The sequence below is a fragment of the Paenibacillus chungangensis genome, from assembly GCF_042675905.1.
Classification (GTDB): Bacteria; Bacillota; Bacilli; order Paenibacillales; family Paenibacillaceae; genus Pristimantibacillus; species Pristimantibacillus chungangensis.
The window spans coordinates 38,926-60,185 of record NZ_JBHTJZ010000021.1 but is presented as its reverse complement, the minus strand read 5'-3'; the positions used below and the strand labels follow the sequence as shown (position 1 = coordinate 60,185).

15 protein-coding genes are annotated in these 21,260 nt (G+C 50.1%); 12 read left to right on the top strand and 3 right to left on the bottom strand.

The window, feature by feature from the left end:
• Positions 1-17: 17 nt before the first annotated feature.
• From arsC to ACFQ2I_RS13825, 8 genes are all read left to right on the top strand, one after another.
• Entirely contained in the window at positions 18-440 is a 423-nt protein-coding gene (gene arsC / locus ACFQ2I_RS13860) for an arsenate reductase (thioredoxin) (protein WP_377564980.1), read from the top strand.
• Positions 441-501: 61 nt separating this feature from the next.
• Entirely contained in the window at positions 502-1,845 is a 1,344-nt protein-coding gene (locus tag ACFQ2I_RS13855; RefSeq protein ID WP_377564979.1) for an MATE family efflux transporter, read from the top strand.
• Positions 1,846-1,871: 26 nt separating this feature from the next.
• The gene (gene gshAB / locus ACFQ2I_RS13850) at positions 1,872-4,211 is read left to right on the top strand and encodes a bifunctional glutamate--cysteine ligase GshA/glutathione synthetase GshB (protein ID WP_377564978.1); all 2,340 of its coding nucleotides are present in this window, start codon (positions 1,872-1,874) and stop codon (positions 4,209-4,211) included.
• 199 nt (positions 4,212-4,410) lie between these two features.
• Positions 4,411-5,415: an alpha/beta hydrolase gene (locus ACFQ2I_RS13845; RefSeq protein ID WP_377564977.1), complete on the top strand. Its 1,005-nt coding sequence runs from the start codon at positions 4,411-4,413 to the stop codon at positions 5,413-5,415.
• Between the two features lie 16 nt (positions 5,416-5,431).
• Complete coding sequence (locus tag ACFQ2I_RS13840) at positions 5,432-8,002, top strand: DUF4838 domain-containing protein (protein ID WP_377564975.1); 2,571 nt, start codon at positions 5,432-5,434, stop codon at positions 8,000-8,002.
• A gap of 30 nt (positions 8,003-8,032) precedes the next feature.
• Positions 8,033-9,520: an extracellular solute-binding protein gene (locus tag ACFQ2I_RS13835; RefSeq protein ID WP_377564974.1), complete on the top strand. Its 1,488-nt coding sequence runs from the start codon at positions 8,033-8,035 to the stop codon at positions 9,518-9,520.
• A 166-nt stretch (positions 9,521-9,686) separates the two neighbouring features.
• Complete coding sequence (locus ACFQ2I_RS13830) at positions 9,687-11,171, top strand: extracellular solute-binding protein (RefSeq protein ID WP_377564973.1); 1,485 nt, start codon at positions 9,687-9,689, stop codon at positions 11,169-11,171.
• A gap of 167 nt (positions 11,172-11,338) precedes the next feature.
• A complete protein-coding gene (locus ACFQ2I_RS13825) occupies positions 11,339-12,886 on the top strand; it encodes an FAD-dependent oxidoreductase (RefSeq protein WP_377564972.1) in 1,548 nt (515 codons plus the stop codon).
• A 31-nt stretch (positions 12,887-12,917) separates the two neighbouring features.
• On the opposite strand, the gene ACFQ2I_RS13820 is transcribed toward ACFQ2I_RS13825, so the two are convergent.
• On the bottom strand, positions 12,918-13,724 hold the full coding sequence (locus ACFQ2I_RS13820) for a helix-turn-helix domain-containing protein (protein WP_377564971.1): 807 nt from the start codon (positions 13,722-13,724) through the stop codon (positions 12,918-12,920).
• A gap of 102 nt (positions 13,725-13,826) precedes the next feature.
• Between ACFQ2I_RS13820 and ACFQ2I_RS13815 the strand changes: the two genes are divergently transcribed.
• Positions 13,827-15,857: a glycosyl hydrolase family 28-related protein gene (locus ACFQ2I_RS13815; RefSeq protein WP_377564970.1), complete on the top strand. Its 2,031-nt coding sequence runs from the start codon at positions 13,827-13,829 to the stop codon at positions 15,855-15,857.
• A gap of 61 nt (positions 15,858-15,918) precedes the next feature.
• On the opposite strand, the gene ACFQ2I_RS13810 is transcribed toward ACFQ2I_RS13815, so the two are convergent.
• Complete coding sequence (locus ACFQ2I_RS13810; RefSeq protein ID WP_377564969.1) at positions 15,919-17,325, bottom strand: extracellular solute-binding protein; 1,407 nt, start codon at positions 17,323-17,325, stop codon at positions 15,919-15,921.
• Positions 17,326-17,652: 327 nt separating this feature from the next.
• Here ACFQ2I_RS13810 and ACFQ2I_RS13805 point away from each other — a divergent pair, with 327 nt between their 5' ends.
• From ACFQ2I_RS13805 to ACFQ2I_RS13795, 3 genes are read left to right on the top strand one after another with little or no spacing between them, the layout of a single operon-like run.
• Complete coding sequence (locus tag ACFQ2I_RS13805; RefSeq protein ID WP_377564967.1) at positions 17,653-18,600, top strand: carbohydrate ABC transporter permease; 948 nt, start codon at positions 17,653-17,655, stop codon at positions 18,598-18,600.
• 26 nt (positions 18,601-18,626) lie between these two features.
• Entirely contained in the window at positions 18,627-19,463 is an 837-nt protein-coding gene (locus ACFQ2I_RS13800; RefSeq protein ID WP_377564966.1) for a carbohydrate ABC transporter permease, read from the top strand.
• Position 19,464: 1 nt separating this feature from the next.
• Positions 19,465-19,608 carry a hypothetical protein gene (locus ACFQ2I_RS13795; RefSeq protein ID WP_377564965.1) on the top strand — a complete coding sequence of 48 codons (144 nt, stop codon included), beginning with the start codon at positions 19,465-19,467 and terminating at the stop codon, positions 19,606-19,608.
• Here ACFQ2I_RS13795 and ACFQ2I_RS13790 read toward each other — a convergent pair.
• Positions 19,570-21,006 carry an extracellular solute-binding protein gene (locus tag ACFQ2I_RS13790; RefSeq protein ID WP_377564963.1) on the bottom strand — a complete coding sequence of 479 codons (1,437 nt, stop codon included), beginning with the start codon at positions 21,004-21,006 and terminating at the stop codon, positions 19,570-19,572. The two genes, ACFQ2I_RS13795 and ACFQ2I_RS13790, sit on opposite strands and share 39 nt — an antisense overlap.
• Between the last annotated feature and the right edge of the window lie 254 nt (positions 21,007-21,260).

The following is a 21,260-nucleotide window of genomic DNA, read 5'->3' as shown; positions in this document are numbered from 1 at the left end:
GCTGGGAGAGATTAAGAATGAGTAAACCTTTGATTTATTTCCTATGTACAGGAAACTCTTGTCGGAGCCAAATGGCGGATGGATGGTTGAAAGCTCTTGGCAGCGACCGGTATGAAGTGAAAAGTGCGGGGTTAGAAGCGCATGGCTTAAACCCAAGAGCGGTTCAAGTGATGAGTGAAGCAGGGGTTGATATATCGGGCCATACATCTGATGTGATCGATGCTGAAATCCTTAATCGTGCTGATTATGTCATAACCCTCTGCGGGCATGCGGATGAGCACTGTCCTGTGATCTCGAATCCAAATGTGATAAAGTGGCATTGGGGATTTCATGATCCAGCGAAAGCGGTTGGAACTGAAGAGGAAGTCATGTCTCAATTTCGTGAAGTACGCGATGCCATCAAATTCAGAATCCAACATTTCCTGAATGAAGGGAAATAATCAACTTTAAAAAAACCGACCTTGTGGTCGGTTTTTACATAGGGCATGAGGAGTTCGTAACATGAAAGGCACAACGGATTTAACCCATGGGAAGATTGTTCCAACTTTGATGAAGCTAACCCTTCCGATCATTGCAACCAACTTCATCTCTACAACCTATGGGCTTGTCGATATGATGTGGGTGGGCCGGCTGGGAAGCGGCCCTGTTGCTGCCATAGGGACAGCGAGCTTTTTTATTCAACTTGCTGTTGCATTGTCTACGATGATTATGATCGGTACGGGCATTAAGGTGTCCCATTGTATAGGGGCGGGCGAGGGTGATAAAGCGAAGATCTATATTAAGAACGGATTCATCATGTCTGTACTATTAGCTCTTCTTTATATGGCATTCATTTTTTTGACGAAGGATCAACTTATTGGTTTTTTTGATTTAGGCAGTGCTGAAGTTGAGCTGATGGCAAAGCAGTTCTTACTGATTTCCATTACGGGCACGATCTTTTCGGTTGTGAATACGTTGTACTTAACCGTATTGAATGCGATGGGAAACAGCAAACAACCGTTTCATATTTTTACAGTTGGTCTTGTGCTTAATATCATTCTCGACCCTTTGCTCATTTTTGGCGTTGGACGATTTGAAGGTTTTGGGGTTGCAGGGGCAGCTCTTGCAACTTTGACAGCAAACCTTCTTGTGACGGTATTATTTGTTATTCAAACTAGACATTCCGAGTTGATTGTGAAATCATCCGTATGGAATGGTCGTCTTATGAAAGAAGTCATCCATATGGGGCTTCCGATCACGATTCAGCGGCTTACCTTTACATTGATTTCTATCATCATTGCGAAGATTATCGTGCGCTTTGGCGCGGATGCCATTGCGGTTCAAAAGGTCGGTATTCAGATTGAATCCATCTCCTATATGACCATTGGCGGACTGCAAGGCGCGATTGCTGCTTTCTTTGGACAAAATTATGGAGCTCGTCGATTGGATCGTATCCAGCAGGGTTACCGCCAAGCTTTGCTACTGACTTCGGGGTTTGGTATTTTTATATCGCTCCTGTTCATTCTCTTTCCCGAGCAATTGTTTTCCGTATTTTTGTCTGATGAGACGAGTTTAGCTTTAGGTACGGATTATATGAGAATTATTGGATATTCCCAGTTGTTTATGTGCATGGAGCTTATGACAGTCGGTGCTTTTAACGGAATTGGAAAAACACATATCCCGCCGATATTCAGTATTGTCTTAACGGCATTGCGGATACCGTTGGCACTCATCCTGTCTGAACCGTTTGGCTTAAACGGGGTGTGGATGTCGATTGCGCTAAGCAGTGTGTTCAAAGGGCTTATTCTCGTCTTCTGGTTTAGGAGATCGCTGAGACACATGAAGCTTCAGCCAACCCGGGGTTAACATCAGTGAGAAGGAAGGTTCAACCTATGGATTTGTTAAATCGTGAATTTATACAACAACTAATGGACAAGTCGTTACATAACGATTTGTTTCTCGGTCACTTTGGCTTGGAAAAAGAGAATGCCAGGGTGGATCATGAGGGGAAATTGGCGCTGACTCCACATCCTGAAGCGTTTGGGAGCAAGACAGAAAATCCCTATATTCAAACCGATTTTTCGGAGAGTCAGATTGAGATGATTACCCCTTCCTTTGGCTCCATTGAAGAGACCTATCGGTTCATGGAAGCTCTTCAGGATATTGTCTCTTTAGAACTGAAAGGGGAATACTTGTGGCCGAGCAGCAATCCGCCGATATTGCCCGAAGATGAACAAATCCCAATTGCCAGGATGAATGATCCCTTAGCGGTTAAGTATCGCCATGAATTAGCGGATAAGTATGGTCGTAAAAAACAGCTGCTGAGCGGGATTCATTATAATTTCTCGTTTGATGAACGATTCTTGCGAAAGCTGCACGAAACGTTCGGACATGGTGAAGACTATAAAGATTACAAGGATTCGATTTATTTTAAAATCACGCGCAATTTGCTTCGTTACCGTTGGTTGCTCATTTATTTGACTGGAGCTAGCCCGGTCTTTGATAAGACCTATATCGAAAAGTGTGTATCAATGGGGAAATCGGACGATAAGATGAGCTACTATTTCCTAAACATGAATTCGCTTCGGAATAGCGCATGTGGCTATCGGAATGAAAAGCCGCTCTATGTATCCTATGATTCAGCTCGTGACTATGTACAGGATTTGAATGCGTTGATTCAACAGGAAGAGTTGTTGAGCGCAAGGGAATTCTACAGCCCCGTCCGGTTGAAAACAGCGAAAGGTTTGAACCCATTGCAAGAACTTGCAGAGGATGGTGTGGCTTACTTAGAACTGCGCATGATTGATCTCAATCCCCTGCATAAGATTGGGATCAGCAAAGATACGATGTATTTTATTCATCTGTTCATTCTCTTCATGCTGCTCAAAAAGGATGAGACTTTCGGTACGGAGGAGCAGAAAATCGCGGACCTCAATCACGATCAGGCGATCGTAGAGGGCATTGAGGGGAGTTTAAATGATTCCCAGGACTGTCGCGGCACGATGAAGGAGATGGCTTTGACTTGTATTCGTGAGATGCAAGAGATGGTTCGTCTCTTGCATCCTCAAGGGGAAGAGCTATTGCTTATTCTGAATAGAGAGAAAGAGAAGATTCTTCATCCCGAGCTAGGATTTGCGTTCCGGATTAAGTCGGATATACAGAAGTCCACATATATGAAGTATCATCTGGCCAAAGCCAAAGCGTATGCTGAGGAGAGCGTGAAAAGCGGGTATCGTTTTGCGGGATACGAAGATCTCGAGCTATCGACGCAATTGCTTCTGAAAGCAGCAGTGAAACGAGGCATTACGTTCAAACTGATCGACCGGGATGAGAATTTTGTGGTGCTTACGAAAGGGAATCACAAGGAATATATAAAACAGGCGACGAAGACCTCGCTTGATTCCTATAGCACGGTATTGATCATGGAGAATAAGATTGTGACCAAAGAAGTCCTGAAAGAACGGGGCATTCGCGTCCCTGATGGGGATGCATTTCGAAGCCTTAAAGAGGCCATTGCGGCTTATGAGAAGTATGATGATAAAGCCATTGTCATTAAACCGAAGTCCACGAACTTTGGGCTGGGCATCACTATCTTTAACCGTGGGTTCTCGAAAGAGGACTATCAAAAAGCATTTGAGATGGCGTTTGAGCATGATAGGACGGTTCTGCTTGAGGAGTTTATGACAGGCAAAGAGTATCGTTTTCTGGTCATGGGGGATGAGGTCGCAGGTGTATTGCATCGAGTCCCGGCCAATGTCGTCGGTGACGGAGTCCATACGATCGAGCAGCTGGTCCATGAAAAGAATAAAGATCCGCTTCGGGGGTTTGGCTATAAGACGCCTTTAGAAAATATCCAGCTAGGTGATGCTGAAGAAATGTTTTTGAAAAATCACAATCATCATTGGGGAGAAGTCCCTTCACTAGGTCAAATCATTTACCTGAGGGAAAATTCCAATATTAGCACAGGCGGAGACAGCCTTGACTATACCGATGATATGCCAGCGAGCTATAAGGCATTGGCGGTTGAATCAGCTAAAGCGGCAGGAGCTACTTTCTGCGGAGTAGACATGATGATCGATGATCTAACATCTGAAGCGTCCGATTTCAATTACAGCGTTATAGAGATCAACTTCAATCCGGCTATTCATATTCACTGCTATCCCTACAAAGGGAAAAATCGAAAGGCGGATGAAAAGCTGCTGGACTTGCTGTTTGGTGAAGTTAACAATTAGTTAGAAGGAGCCGATTCCATTCTTGTTGGATTCGGCTCTTTTCTTTCTTCTAACATGCAATTAATGGTTTACAGAAGCAAAATGTTCCATTATAATAACAAAAAGCATACAGTATATATACAGTAGATGGAAAGGTGAAATCAACGTTTGTTAGGTTTAGTACAGTAAAATGTAAACTTGACAGGGGGTGAAGGGTTTCATGAAGCTGCTGACTTTGTATTATGATGAGCCGATTGTGCTTAAACGCGCTGTAGATATAGCCTTGCCGGATCAGCTCCAACAGGATACCGCGCTGTTTTACATACATGGCGGTGGCTGGGGAGGCGGAGCGCGGGATATCTTCCATTATCAACTGGAATATTTCTCGCAGCAGGGATTTCTATGCGCATCAGCAGGCTATCGGCTCGCACCGGCAGCGAAGATGAACGAGCAGCTAACGGACGCATCTGCCGGCTATCAACGCTTCTGGCAGTATATTCATGAACAGGAACTGCCCATTCGACAAGTGATCGTCATCGGAAGCTCAGCAGGCGCCCATCTGGCAGCACTGCTATGCTTGCGACAAGATTTGCCTCACAACATGCCTCAACTCCATCGATCTGCGGCAGCGCAGCACACACCACCAAGCAGCGTATCACCGAGCAGCACAACAGCAAGCAGTACATCATCAAGCAGTGCACCAGCAAGAAGTACGTTATCAAGCTCTGCCGCATCCACAGATTCATCGCATCAAGCAGCCGAGAAAACCCTATCGCATCAGGCCTTGCTCGACGGATTCACCGCGCCGCCTCCCGCAGCCTGCATTTTCCTCAATGGACCTGGAACACTGGAGCCGTGGCCGAATATGAACGGGGATATTCGCCGCAGTATTGAAAGCGCTTTAGGGATGTCCTACGACGACTATGACGCCAACCCCGAGAAGTTCCGCGAGGTGTCGCCGCTCAGCTTGGTCGGCCCTCATGTCCCGGATATGTGGTTCATCGTGGTCGGCCTGGAGCAATTCTTCCCTCACGAGCATGTGTACGAGCTAAGCGAAAGAGTAAGGGAAGTACATTCTAAATCGGAGGTGGTGCTTATAGCGGAAGCGGAGCATGGATTCCTGTACGGCGTCCATAGCCGGCAGCAGAAGCAAGGCTTGCAAGTGATGAAGCAATGGATCAGTCAATACACCAAGAAACTGCACGAGATAACATCCCATTCATAAAGAGAGGATGATTGACATGCGTTTCAATTTATTGACAAGCACTTATTCACAAAAGGGGAAGTATAGCAAGGGAATGCTGGCAAGCCTGATGGCGGCCATAATGGCTGTAATCATGTTGTGGCCGCCGCAGCTTGCCGCGGCGGAAGCTGCCGTCGGTCATGGCCAGCTTGAGCTGGTCGAAGACGGGGAGGCGCAAGCCGTTGTCATCGTCGATGAAGAGGCGGACGAACAGACGACAGCAGCGGCGCAGAAGCTCGTCGACTACATTCAGCAGGCGACAGGCGCAGAGCTGCCGCTTATGACATTGTACGACCTGAAAGCCAGCGGACAATCGCTGAACGGCGATGCCCGGATTTATGTTGGTCCCGGCGAACAATGGCAGTCGCCTCATCTGCAGCAGCAATTGGAAGGGCTTGATGACGACGGCTTCGTAATCCAGACGAGAGGAAACAAAGTATTCATTACTGGCCCTACGGCATGGGGGACGGAATTCGGAGTCAATGATTTCCTGGAGCGGTACGTTGGCGTCCGCTGGCTTATTCCGGGCCCGGACGGCACGCATGTTCCCGAGCTCGAGGATCTTGAAGTGCCGCGCAACGAGCTTATTCGCGAGGAGCCGGCAGCCTTCTCCCGCCTGTTCAGCCCGTTACAGAAGCCGACCGGCTCCGCAGGGGAGCTGCAGCATGAATGGGCACGCAACAACCGGATGCATTCCCGAATTGAATTCCATCATAATCTTCATAACTTGTTCCCGGTAGAAGAGTACGGGGAGACTCATCCGGAATTTTATCCTGGCGGACAGGTGCCTATTAGCGATGTGGCATGGCAGCCATGCTTCACGGCCGATGGCATTGTGGAGGAAGGGATCTCCAATATTATTACTTACTTCAATGAGAACCCTGATGCGTCATCTTATTCGCTGGGCGTGAATGACAGCGGCGGTTACTGCGAGTCCAATCCCGCCCATCCGGACTTTCCCGATGAACTGAATTCGGTCGGCGTTCAGAATATCTCGAATATTTATTACAACTGGGTCAATCAGGTCGTGGAAGGCGTACTGGAGGTTCATCCGGACAAGTGGTTCGGACTGCTTGCTTACTCCAATGTGTTCGATCCGCCGACGGAAGTGACGCTGCATGAGAGAGTTGTTCCGTTCATTACGGATGACCGCTACGCCTGGGTGGACAGCGGAATCGAGCAAGCGTCCAAGGCTGTCGTGGAGGGATGGAGCGAGAAGGCTACCAGCCTCGGATTCTATGAATATATGTACGGCTCCCCTTATGCGACGCCTCGCGTATATCTGGAGCAGATGGCGGACAATTACCGTTATGGACGCGATCAAGGCGTAGTCGCCCATTATGCGGAGCTGTATCCGAACTGGGGCGAGGGACCGAAGCCGTATATCTCCTTGAAGCTGCAATGGAATCCGGATCTGGACGAGGAGCAGCTGGCTGAAGATTGGTACGAAGCGATGGTAGGCGAGGAAGCGGCGCCTTATCTGCAGCAGTACTATGAGCAGTGGGAGGAGATTTGGACAGAACGCGTACCTACTTCGACATGGTTCAGAAGCTGGGCGGACGCCACGACGCGAGCGAATTACTTGTCGTTCCATGATGCGAGCTATCTGACCGTCATGACAGCGGACGATGTGGCTGAGAGCAGAGCGCTGCTGGAGAATATGCAGTCGCTGACAGAGACGGACGCCCAAGCGGCCCGTGCCGAGCTGCTCATGAAGACGTTCCAATACTACGAAGCCAGTGTGCTAAGTTATCCGTCGGCCGTAGATATACCGCAGCCGCAGACGGAGCAGGAAGCGCTGGCGCTGCTGGAAGATGGACTTGTCCGCATGGCTAATGCGGTAGAGCGAATGAACATTATAGCAGAGCATATGAACGACCCCATCCTGAAGCATCTGCTCACGGCGGAGCGGTTCGGTCTTGTCTGGTCGGGACTCAGCGATCTGATGATGTCCTACTTGTCGGAATGGATTGCAGGAGAGGATGAGAACGGGGCGGTCACTGCTGAAGTACAGAACATTATGGCGACGACGGAGCTGGATGTCGTGCGCCACAATCTGGAGCTGCTGCTTGCCGTGGCCAAGGGACAGGCGACCGACATGGCCAATTCTTCCTTCGAGGACGGAGACGCCCCTTGGTGGTTCTGGATTAAAGCACAAGGCGCACTGGAGCGAAGCGAGCTGTATGCGCGCACGGGGCAGTACTCTATTGTAGCCGATGGACTGGCAAGAGGAGGTCCAGTGCAGCCAGTGCCGGTATCGGGCGGTCCGTATGGCGTGGCCTTGCATTATTACACGCCGGAAGGAACTGTCAACAATGCCTCGATTCAGCTGACCTTGAACTTGAAGGATGAGAATGGCGGGGCTGTCACCACGCTTCGCGCAGCGTCACTTCCGGTCAGTACAGTGCCGAGCGGCCAGTGGGGCATGATGCAGCACGTATTCCATATTCCTGCCGTATACAATGGCAAGACTGTCGCCCAGGCGCAGTTCGTCGCCACCATTAACGGGGTGGAAGAGGGCAATCAGCTGTATATCGATGATATTGTGAGCGTACCGTTGCAGCCGTAGGCCGGCATAAAAAAAGGAGGTCGTTCGAAAATGAGAAAAAGAAACCTTACTACGCTATTTACGATTGTATGCATGCTTGCGGTTCTGCTGTCCGCATGCGCAGGCAACGGAGGAAGCAACGCTCCTAAAGAAAGCTCTCCCGCCAGCACGAATTCCGGCGGAAAGACGAATGCGGATAGCACGAGCAAGCCGGAAGAGGACGTGTATCCGGAGAACGGACTGCCGAAAAACGAGAAGGTTACGCTAAAAGTCGGCTTCGCCAATCAAGGGATGGGCAAAGAATGGTTCGACGCGGCTGTGGAATCGTTCGAGAAGAAATTCCCCAATGTGAAGCTGGATATTACCTCTTCCCCTGATATTGCAAAGATTACGTCGACCAAGATCGCGGCTGGCGACGACGACATGTTCGATATGTTCTCCGGCGGGATTCCGGGCGGGAACGCAGCATTGAACAGTCTGGTAGACGCAGGGAAGCTGGAGCCGGTCGAGCATCTATGGGACCGGGAGCTGTATGACAAGTCCGGCACTACCTTGAAGGATATCTCGCTGGAAGGGCAATTCGAAGGAACGACGCGCATATTAGGCCAGACTTATTCCTTGCCGATTGCGGGCACAGGCGCGGGACTGTTCTTCGACAAGAAGCTGTTCGAAGAGAAGGGCTGGAACAACAATCCGAAGACGTGGACGGAATTTACGGATCTGCTGGCGGCTATTAAAGCGGATGGCCTAATTCCCATCACCTATCCCGGCGTATATCCCGGCTATATATCCAATGCATTCGGTCCCTGGTCACTGTTCCATATTGCGATGGTCAACGACAATCAGGATGCATTCACGAAGCAATTCCGGGAATATGCGAATCCTTATTATACCTCGGATGAGATGATTGAGATGTGGAACCGCGTCTATGAGCTGGGCAAGAAGGGCTACTTCCCGAAAGGAGTCTCGGCGCTCAATCATACGCAATCGCAGATGCAGGTGTTGCAGAGACAGGCGGCACTGGCATCCAACGGCAGCTGGATCGGCAATGAGATGAAGAACGCGACGCCGGAAGGTTTCGAGTGGGGCTTTATGGCGGTGCCGTTCGGCGAGGAGCCGGATCAAACCTTCGTCATCCGCAATTCCACGGGCAACGGCTTTCATATTTGGGCGAATAAGCCGGAGTTGAACAAGAAATGGGCGATGGAATTCAGCCTGTGGCTGTGGAATATGGATGTACAGGAACTGATTGCGGAGAAGGGCGGCATGCTGCCGGTGCGCAAGGACTTCACGGAAGATGCGGCACGGGCCGACAAGCTGCAGAATGCTCCGAAAGCGATGTTCGAATTCATTGACAACAACAAGGTGTTGATGGAAAGCGGCTTCCATACCGTCACTTTGACGGACCCTGCTTTCCAGCAGGCGACTAAGCTCTATACAGATTCCATCAATGAGATTGCCGAAGGCACGAAGGACCCTGTGCCGATGCTGGAGGAAGCCGAGAAGCTGATGGAGAAGGCGCGTCAGGCGCAAAAATAAGATGGATTCAAGCAAGCACCCCCTGCTGGAATAGCAGGGGGTGCTTTGCATTGCAATTTATAAAGCATGTTGCAAAAGTATATATTGGAATCGCTTAAGTGCATGGGGGCTCCGGAATGCGAAAGGTATAGTATAGTTGTACTATAAAAGAGGAGGTCTTATGTGAATGAAACAATTGAAAGGGTTTTCGAAACTGGTGTTTATTGTGCTGCTCGTAGTAAGCCTGTCCGCATGCTCAGGCAATGAAGGCGAGGATCCTGCTTCCGAGACTGCTCCCGGCAGCAGTCATTCCCGCAATTCAGATAACCATGAAAATGTTCAGCTGGAGGAGGACGTATACGCGGAGAACGGATTGCCCAGGCACGAAGAGGTGACATTGAAGATCGGCTTTGCCAATCAGGGCATGGGCAAGGAATGGTTCGACTTGGCTGTTGATACATTTAAACAGAAATTCCCGAATGTATCTTTCGACATTACTTCATCGCCAGATATTGCAAAAATGACTTCTACTAGAATAGCTGCGGGCGATGAAGGGATGTTCGATATGTTCTCCGGAGGGATTCCTGGCGGCGATGGCGCATTGATTAGCTTGGTCGCTGCGGGAAAGTTGGAGCCGGTAGAGCATTTGTGGGAGCGGGAGCTATATGACAAGTCAGGCGTTACGATTAAAGATATTTCTTTGAACGGACAGTTCGAAGCAACGAAGAGGCTTCTGGGCAAAACCTATTCTTTGCCAATTGCGGGAACAGGAGCTGGTTTGTTTTTCAACAAACAATTATTTGAAGAAAAAGGATGGAATATGAATCCGGTCACATGGACGGAATTTTTGGACTTATTGGCTGCCATTAAAGCTGATGGCATCATTCCCATTACTTATCCGGGCGTTTATCCCAACTATATATATAATGCTTTCGGTCCATGGTCGCAGTTTCATCTCGCATTGCTAAGCGATAACTTGGAGCCGTTCGTGCAACAATTCCGGACATACAGCAAGCCTTATTATACATCTGACGAATCCATTGATTTGTGGTCCCGCATCTATGAGCTGGGTAAGAAGGGCTATTTCCCGAAAGGGGTGTCGGCGCTCAATCATACACAATCACAAATGCAAGTGCTGCAAGGAAAGGCTGCATTAGCATCGAATGGCAGCTGGATCGGGAATGAGATGAAAAATGCGACGCCTGAAGATTTCGAATGGGGATATATGGCCATTCCTTTCGGAGAGGATCCCGATCAAACCTTCGTCATTCGCAATTCTACCGGCAACGGCTTTCACATCTGGGCGAACAAGCCGGAGCTGACCAAGAAGTGGGCGATGGAGTTCAGCCTGTGGTTCTGGAACATGGATATACAGACCGTCATTGCGGAAAAGGGCGGCATGCTGCCCGTACGCAAGGATTTCACGGAAGACCCGGAGCGTGCCAGCAAGCTGCAGGATGCTCCGAAAGCCATGTTTCAATTCATCGACAACAACAAGGTCATGATGGATAGCGGCTATCACACGGTCACCTTGACAGACCCTGCATTCCAGCAGGCCAAAAAACTTGTGACGGATGCAACGAATGAAATTGCCGAAGGCAACAAGGACCCGCTGCCGATGCTCCAGCAGGCGGAGGAATTGATGGAGAAGGCGCGTCAGGCGCAACAATAAGTGCGACTCAAGCAAGCGCCCCTGCTGGAATAGCGGGGGCGCTTGGCGTTGCAATAAATGAAGCATGTTGCAAATGTATATACCGGAATCGGTTAAGTGCATGGGGCATCGCGCTGGCTGCATGTATAGTGAAGAGGTGGAAAGCAAATTGCAGGGAAGCGGAGGGAATGGAAGTGGTCGATTTCAGTCAATTGAAGTATTACATGCCAGAGAAGAGCGAGCGGCTTGAGAGGGCGGTTGAAGCAGATCTGTGCATATACGGCGCGACGCCGGCGGCGATTACCGCTGCGGTACAGGCGGCAGGTATGGGGACGTCTGTCGTGATAGCCGAGGCCGGCTATCATCTGGGAGGCACGACGGCGGGAGGCTTGGGCAAGACGGACTTCGGAGTGAAGGACACCATTGGCGGGCTTGCGAGGCAATTTTACCGGGAGATGGGGGAGAAGTATGGCGGTGGCGAAGAGGATGGAGCCGTGTTCCTGTTCGAGCCGTCGGCAGCGACAGAAGTGTTCCAGCGTTGGCTGGATCGTGCGGGCGTGAAGATATATTACGGTCAATATTTGCGCTCAGTGACGAAGCGGGGAGCCCGAATAACGGAGCTTGTGATGGAGAACGGCAACGTATTCCGCGGCAAAATGTTCATTGACGCAACGTACGAAGGCGATCTGATGGCTCGCTCCGGCGTGGCTTATCATGTAGGCAGGGAAGCGAACAGCGTCTACCAGGAAACTTACAACGGTATACAGTTCGGCTCGCCGACCCATCGCTTCAATGCCTGGATTGACCCGTATGTCTTACCGGGCAAGCCGGACAGCGGACTGCTTCCCGGGGTGTCGGACGAAGCGCCAGGCGTACAAGGTCAAGGAGACAAGTCTGTTCAGGCCTATAACTTCCGCATCTGTCTGACGAATATACCCGATAATCGGTTGCCGTTCCCTGAGCCGCCCGGCTATAATCCGAAGCGATTCGCCTTATTGGAGCGCTACTTGCGCGCAGGCGTATGGGATGCCGTATCGCTGAACAGCATGTTGCAGCAAGGGAAGACGGATCTGAACAATCACGGGGCGGTCAGCACGGACCATATCGGCGCCAATCATGCCTGGCCGGAAGCGGATTTTAAGACGAGGGAAGCGATCTTTCAGGATCATGTGAATTATAATCTGGGCATGCTTTATTTCCTCAGCTATGACGACAGCGTACCTTCTTATATTAGAGAAGAGATGAGTCAGTGGGGACTGGCGGGCGACGAGTTCATGAAAACGGCGAATTGGCCGCATCAATTGTACATTCGGGAAGGGCGCCGTATGATCTCTGAAGTCGTTATTAACGAGAATCACTGCCGTCATTATGTCAGAGAGCATGACGCTGTAGCGATCGCATCCTACAAGATGGACTCCCATAACTGCAGAAGACTGGTCATTGACGGATGCTGCGTGAATGAAGGCAATGTTGAAGTGATGACGGCAGGTCCGTATCCGATCTCATACCGGGCCATAGTGCCTAAGGGGGAGCAATGCACGAACTTGCTTGTCCCTGTCTGCCTTTCCGCATCCCATATTGCTTACGGCTCGCTAAGACTGGAACCGGTTTTTCTGATGCTGGGCCAATCCGCAGGCACGGCAGCTGTGCTTGCCATGGAGAATGATTGCGATATTCAGAGTGTGGATTACGATGCGCTCAAGCGAAGGCTGGTGCAAGACGGGCAATTGCTTTAAGTGAAGCGACACAGAAGAACCTGATAACTTCTCACGGTGTTAACGGGCTATACGTCTTCCGGTATTGGGACGGGCTCATGCGGATTATCTTGGTGAACATGCGGCTGAAGTAAAAGCCGTTATCGTAGCCGCATAATTGTGCGATATGCTCAATCGTATAATCGGTCTGACGCAGCAGCTTTTGTCCGTTCTCGATTCTGCATCTGGTCAAATATTGAGACGGTGTCACGCCGAAGCATCGATTGAATCTGCGGGCGAAGTGTACCGGATGCAGGTGGAATCGTGCAGCTACATCGCGGATGAACAGTGCCTCATGCAGATGAGCTTTTAGCCATTGCTGCGCTTCCGCCATGAGCGGATCGCCGATGCTGCGCGATTGGGCAGCGCCTGTCGCCTCTTGCTTAATGGAGAGCCACAGATCGTTCATCAGATGTGTTCGCCACAGAGCGCTGTCCCGGTCATGAAGATGATCGACCGCATGCAGACTGCGCAGTGTGCTGCGAAGCCGCTCTTGATCTGTAAGCGTTATCTTATATGCGAATAGTTCACGTAGTTGCTCGGCCATATCGCTCTCATGCTGGATGCTTGTGCGGGCATAGTCGAACTTGACGTAATGTGAACTTAACGGATCGACCATTTCGCGGTGAAGCATCGTATGAGGCGGACAGACAAGAAGATCTCCGGAGCCGGCCTCGCCAGCGCAGCTGTTGATGCGGAATTGGAAGCGGCCGGCTTCCGGTGCGAACAATGTCCAGTTCATGCTACTGGAGGAACGAAGCATGAATGCGCGCTTATCCTTCATATATTGTTGATCTCTAACGACGATAGGATAGTCCATTGGGGTTCCTCCGGTAGAGTTGATTGAGACGTATCGTTATCATCCAGTATACAAGCACCATGTAGGAGTAACAACCCAAATCTCGTACAGGAGGCTGTGAAAATGACGGATGAAATCAGAAATACCGGGGACTATGCAGAAGAAAATGAAAGCGCTACAAAAAAAGAGGGCATGATTAGCAGAAGAAAGCTTCTTGCATCGATTGGGATGATGGGAGCCGCTTACGCAGCGGGCAATCTGCTTCAAGGATCAGTAATGGCTTCGCCTGGGAGCAATAAAGACACATCTGTAACGGACAGCGTATATGGAAACGATATGCGGACTAATGCAATAGGGGAAAGACAACCGTGGATTGAAGCGTTGAATAACGGGGAGATCCTTATAACGACAACGATTGCTGAGCTGAGGATGGTAACGGAGGCACGTGAGCATTTGGTTTTCTATGTAACCGATTCAGGCAGAGAGGGATGTTTTTATTACGACCCGACAGACCTTCTGTCAGCAGATGATAACGGCATCACGATTGTAGCGTCGGCGGGGGCAAGGTTCAAAAGAATGTTCAGCGGCAGCTTGAATATACGATGGTTTGGCGCCAAAGGGGACGATGCGGCGGATGATACAGCTGCGATACAGCAAGCGATTAATACGGCTCAATTAAAAGGGCATGGCGTATACGTGCCTTCTGGTCATTATTTGGTATCCGCTCCCATTATGATCGCTTCGGATGGTGCTCCTATTCGCATGGCAGGTGACGGTGTTTATTTGTCCCTCTTCAAGCCTCATCCCCAGTTCACGGAGAACGCTCCGCTTGAGGTCGTGTTCAAGTTTACGGATTCAAGAGTGGCGAACCGCTTTGAATTCACAGAGTTTGGCATAGTTAGTGGAACAATTCATGACCCTAAGCGAATGAAATATGGTCTGTATGCGGCGAAGCTGTCCCATACGTTGTTCCGCAAGCTTTGCATTCAAGGGACGCAATTAGCGGCGCTGGGCATTGGTTACGGATGGTGCAATGATGTGGAAACCTGCGAGCTTTCCTTCAATAGCGGAGACGGTCTGTTGTTCACAGCCGGACAGGTGAATGCTCTGAATGTCATCAATACCAAAATATTCGGAAATGGCGGTATCGGCATTCATATGGCGCATGAAAGCTTGGAGGCCAGAATACAGGGCTGTACGATTGAGAAAAATGAGCAATGCGGCATTTATGTGAAGAAGGGAGCTTTTAATCTCGGCATACATAATTGCTACTTCGAGAATAATGGCGCAAGCGGGCTTGCATTTACGAACCCGGCGATAAGCCTGAAGGCTTGCATCATCCTGAACGGCAATGTATCGGCAGCCGAGCCAGAAGCCATTCAAGGGCGTTATCCGTCGCGCAATGTGACCGTCTCGGATAACTTTGTCTCCGTGAAGCAAGAAGAGGTTTTTGTGGCGGGGTACGCGGCGGAGATAGGACTGGAAATAAGGAAGAATACATTCATATATTCTGGTCCGAACAGGAACTTCACTGTACTTAGAACGGGAACCAACAAGACCGGTCTGGGAACAAATATAAACGGCATTACGATGCGGGACAACGACGTCACCTCTTCCTACCGGCCTTACCTGAATATCGTTCCATTGCAAGTAGACGATATGGTACTGGCCGACATGCCTACCTTTCATAACGCAGATATCCGTTATACTCCAAAAGTAAATTATGCGCCGGCGCTTGAGCAATTTCAGAAGGTGAGAGATTTCGGGATGCCGGGGACGTTCGCAGCAGCGGATCACAGCTACAGGATGCATAGCGTTTATTCCTACACGGGGGCAAGAACGCCGGACCAATGGGGATTTTACATCCAAGCGGAGGACTATCCGGAATTAGCAGGCAAGTATTTGTATTTCGGTATGTATATCAAGCAGTCGCATTCCGGCATGAATGCGCAATTATTTATAACAGGAAACGGTGCCAATACGCAAGGGTATGCTAACAGCACGGACTGGCGCATCATATCCAGCGTCTTCCGCATGCCGGACAGCGGTTCGATCAAGTTGTCGGTAGGCATGATTGCCGATCAGGCTTCCAAGCAATTGTATATTGCCCATCCTGTCCTTAGTGAAGTGGGAGCTCCCTTCGAGCACTATTAATGAAGTATTGGGCCTATGTTCAATTAAGTTCAACATAGGCCGCCTTAAGAGGAGCTTCTCTTCAGGGGACTGAAGCCTCCAGCTCCTCCTCCAGCTTGCTCGCTAGCTCATTCTTGTCCAGCAAGCCCGACCAGTACAGTTGAAGCGTGCTCTTGAGGCTCTTGAACTGATTGGCGGTCAAGTTCAGATCGCGGTGGAAGTGATAGGTCGGCATAATATCCTTGAACAAATAGTAGCTCTCCGGCCTGTTCAGCGTCTCATCCACGTTCTCCGGCTTCCACTCGGCGATCGGCTTCATGCTGGGAATACTAAGCGTCCTCTCGCGCAACAAGCGCTGTGCCTTCTCCGATGCCAGGTAATCCACCAGCATGCCCGCAGCTTCCTTCTGATCGGACTTCGCATTGATGGCCATGCCGATGGATATAAGCAAGGTGGCCGGCTTGTTGATGTACGGCAGCGGGCAAATATCGTAGTTCAGGTCCGAATCCTTGAATTCGTTCAAGCTTAAGTAATTGATGAGCGTCAGAGACAGCTTCTCTTGCAGGAACAGCTGAATGGCATCGTCGCTATTCTCCGACATGAAGTTGGGGAACGCCTTCCGATTGTGAATGAGCTCCCCGCACAGCTCGATGCTGTCCATCAGCTTCGTTCCGTTCAAGCGATAGCGCCCCTCTTCTTCCCTTCGGAACGTCATGCCGCTCTGCAGCAAGAAGACCGGCCAGCGGTTCTCGGACAGCAGATGGAAGTACAATCCGTGACGCTCCGGCGGCTTCGCGAGCTTCTCTGCTGCTCTGGCTACATCGTCCCAAGTCCAGCTGCTGTCGGGCTCCAGCAGATCGGCTTCGCGGAAGTGATCCTTGTTGTAGCACAGAATAACGGGAGTGAAGACGAGCGGCTGCACATAGGTTTTCTTCTTTAGCGTGAATGCTTCCGTCAGGAAAGGATAATGCTTGGCGTTGGGCGCAAGCGGCTCCAGCAAGTGAGTGCTCTCGTGCTCGGCGAACTCCTGAAAGTTAATATGGTTGATGGACATGACGTCGATCAGCCCATTCTCCAAATACTGCCTGGCTGTATTCAAGTAGTCGAACGATGTCGAGGTGGAGAAGGTAATCGTCTTCACCCGAATGCCGGGATTGTCTTGATGAAAGCTGTCCAGCACATGCTGCAAATCCAAATCGCGCTCAATGGACGGGCTGACTCCCAGCGTAATCGTGACTTTGCTCTGCCGGGCAGCTTCCGTGACCATCGCGCCGATGCGGTGTTTCTTTATGATGTAGCCTTCCTCTACCAGTTGGTCAAGCCCTCTGCGTATAGACTTGTTGCTGAGTTCGTATTGCTCTACGAGAGCAGTCTCGGAAGGGAGGAAATCTCCTGCCGCATAACGACCGGTGACGATATCATTGCGCAGTTGCCGTACCATCTGATCCAGCTTGGCCTGGAAGCTTTTTCGAGTCGGTCTGTTCTTCATTACATATCCCTCATTCATCGTCATCTGTACTGTATAGTTGCTATATAAAAATATAGTCGAAGTAAATAAGCCTGTCAAATAAAAGTTAAGGATGGGTAAATGTATAACGCAATGCTTATAAGAAGAAAGGAGCCAATTTTAAAGCAAATAAAGAGGAAATAGTTGACAGCTCAATCGGCAATTATTACAATCACTATATAAAGTATTTATAAAGTTGAATTAGGGTTAAAGCTTCTTTATATCTATTTTAGTACAGTAACTTATAAACTAGCAAGAAAACGCTTACGGTTTATGATTCTTATTATAACGCAATGGGGAGGGTCACAGGTGGAGAAAAATGCAGTTTTACAGCAAGATGTTTCGTTAAAAAGAGGAAGCTGGATATTCAGGGAAAAAGCGCAGAAGCGGCTGTTCGTCTTATTGGCGGTCGGTCCATGTTTAGCAGGGTATTTATTATTTACGCTATATCCCAACATACTGTCGATTTATTACTCGTTATTAGATTGGGATGGGCTTACGGATGCGACTTTTGTCGGGCTCAGCAATTATAAGCATATGCTTGTCGATCCCTTTGTATGGAAAGCGCTTTACCACAATTTTCTGCTCATGATATTCGTCCCGGCGGCAACGACGATGCTTGCCCTGTTTTTGGCTCATCTGCTTATTAGCAAAAGGTATCGTGAGAATGCGTTCTACAAGGTACTATTCTTTTTTCCCAATGTGCTTGCGACGGTAGTCGTGACTTTGCTCTGGGCGTTCATCTACGACGGCAGCTATGGACTGCTTAACGGCGTGCTGGAAGTGTTCGGCATTGATACGGGTAATTTCTATTGGCTCGGGGATAAGCGTACGGCGCTCTGGGCTCTAATTCCGCCAATGGTGTGGGGCGGAGTCGGTCTGTACACGATTATCTATATGAATGCGATGCGATCCATACCTGAATCCCTATACGAGTCAGCGATACTGGAGGGAGCCAAGCCGATGACGCGGCTGTTCAAAATTACGATCCCGCTCATTATGCCGATCGTTCGGGTCGGTGCGCTGTTCCTTTCTTTGGGCACGATTAAGGGCTTCGAGCTCGTTCTGATCCTGACCAATGGCGGTCCATCGGGATCTACGGATGTCATCGGGTTATATATGTTCAACCTGGCCTTCGGCGAGGAGATCCACAGTTATGGCTATGCATCCGCTATCGGCATGTTGCTGTTCGTCATTCTGGTCGGCGCAAAGCTGATGATTGATAAGTTTATGCCTAATCGGGGTTATGAATTTTAGAAGATTGTTAAAGGGGAGAGCATGCTATGGAGCATAGAGCAACATTTGTTGATGGGATATGGAGATTGCTGCTATTCTTATGGGCGCTTACGATACTGTTTCCGCTGGCGTGGATCGTATATGTGTCTTTGAAGTCGAATCCCGAGTTTTTTCAGAATATATGGTCGCTGCCTAAGAAGCTGCTGTGGAGCAACTATGCCAATGCATGGCATTCCTACGGGCTTGGGAAGGCGATGATCAATACGGTTTATTATGTCGGGGTAAGTCTCGTGCTGGGAACGTTCTTAACGACTCTGAACGCTTACGCGTTAACACGGGTGCAGTTCAGAGGGCGGGCATTCGTATGGTCGCTCATTATGCTGTCGTTGTTCCTGCCGGGCATTAATGCGCTTGTCCCGCAGTACGTTCTCATGAAGCAGCTGGATCTGACGAACAGTCTGACGGGCCTCATTATTCTGGACAGCTTCGGGGAGAGCGTGTTCTTCCTGCTGCTGCTAGGCGGCTTCATGCAGTCGCTGCCCAAGGAACTGGAGGAAAGCGCGAAGATCGACGGGGCTTCCTTGTTCGGCGTATTCTGGCGAATCATCGTGCCGCTCTCTACTCCCGGCATCGTGACGGTCGCGATCTTCAAGTTTCTGTCGCTCTACAACAACTTCCTGCATCCCTTCATTTACTTGGGCGACCCGGATAAATATACGATTGCCGTCAATATGTATCACGCCAACATTCAGATGCAATATACCGCCGACTGGGTCACGCTGTTCGCCGGCGTTATCGTCGCCATGCTTCCATCGATTCTGATGTATGTCTTCTTCCAGCGCAAGATTGTGGAAGGCGCGACGCTCGGCGCGGTGAAAGGGTAGGATGGGAGCTGCGGTGCTGGCATGCGATGCGAAGCGTGCGTGCGCGGTGCTGCAAGCGATGCAGCATAGGCTGGAGCGAGCGACTGCGCTCCCAGCTCCTTCGGCACTATTGCTGCTGCCGCTTCTTCGCTTCCTCACGGAATAAGGCGCGCAGCTCCAGGTAGAGTCCGCTCTCATCCATCAGATCCGCCCAATAGTGCTTCAATATCGTCTTCAGACGGGCGAATGATCCATCCGACAGATGGAGAGCGGAGTGCAGCCGCGACGATGACAACGTCTCGCGGAACAGTGCGAATCGGGAAGGGATATTCAGCTCTGGCAGCTTGGCTCCTTCGAAAGCGTGCTGAACGGCGATAGGGGGCGCTTCCGCCACCTTCTTCGTCGCGGGCAGGCTCAATGTGCGCTGGCGTATAAGCTGCTGCGCTCGGGGAGAGCTGAGATAGTCCAATAACAGCTCAGCGGACGCCTTCCCGCTTGACCGCTTGTTCATGGCAGCGCCGATCACGACCGTAACCGACTTCGGCTCGAACAGGAAGGGGAGCGGCGATATGTCGTAATCCAGCTCCGTATCCCGGAAGTCGTTCAAGGACATGTAGGTCGTCAGAATCATGGACACCTTTCCTTCTCTGAACAGCTCATTCACATCATCACTGCTCTCGGAGAGCATATTGGGAAAGACGTGATGATTGGATATGAGTGTCTTGCACATGCGGCAGCTTGCTATGACTTCGTTGTCCGCCCGTTCGTACCACTCTTCGTCGGCAAGGAAGTTCACTCCGCTCTGAAGCGGAAAGATCGGCCAGCGATTATCCGATAGCAGGTGGAAGTACATGCCGTGCCGCTGACCGGGACTCGCCAATGCTGCGGCATGCCGCAGCGCGTCGTTCCAAGTCCAGCTGCCATCCGGCTCCGGGACGCCGCATTCCGCGAAGTGAGTGCGATTGTAGACGAGAACAAGAGGCGAGAACACAAGCGGCCTGGCATATAACGCACCGTTGCTTCGGAATGCTTCCTTGGTTAACGGATAGACGTCTTCGGACTCCTTTTGGGGCTGAAGCGCAGCTATTTCTCCATCCTCTATCAGTCTTTGGAAATCCCGATTGTTCACCGTAAATAAATCGATCATCTCATGCTCCATGTAGGCAGAGATCGATTGAATATAGTCTTTCGTAGATTGGAGAGGGAGGCACTTCACTCTAACACGGGGATGCAGGGCTTGAAAGTCGTCTACCAATGTCGATAACGCAATGTCTCTCTCAATGGTCGAGTTGTAGCCGAGAGATACCGTTTCGATCGTACCGGCTTGCAGCACTTGACTCCCGACGCGGTCTATTTTTTGGATGAGACCTTCGGATACGAGCTGATCTAGCCCTTTACGGATCGATTTGTTGCTTAACAGGAATTGATCGGCGAGCAGTTTTTCTCCCGGAAGATAGTCTCCGGCGCGATAATGACCGTTCAAAATATCCGATCGAAGCGTTTGGACCATATGATCCAGTCGATGCTGAAAGCTTTTGCGACTTGGTTTCGATGCGTGCGGCAAGGGAAGTCACCCTCCAATATAAGATAGGATAGATATACATCAGTTCGGCGTTGAAGATTCAACTTATACAGCAATTATTTGGTTGACAAAGGGTATTGAGAGGTATTAGTGTAAGTTGTAACCAATATACATCAATATATACACCAGATCAAGGATGAGATGAAGAGATTCCACCTGAGATGTACATCAGAATGTTTGATGCAAAGGTTGAAACATACGGGGCAATCCGTGTGACCGATCCAAATCAATCGGAG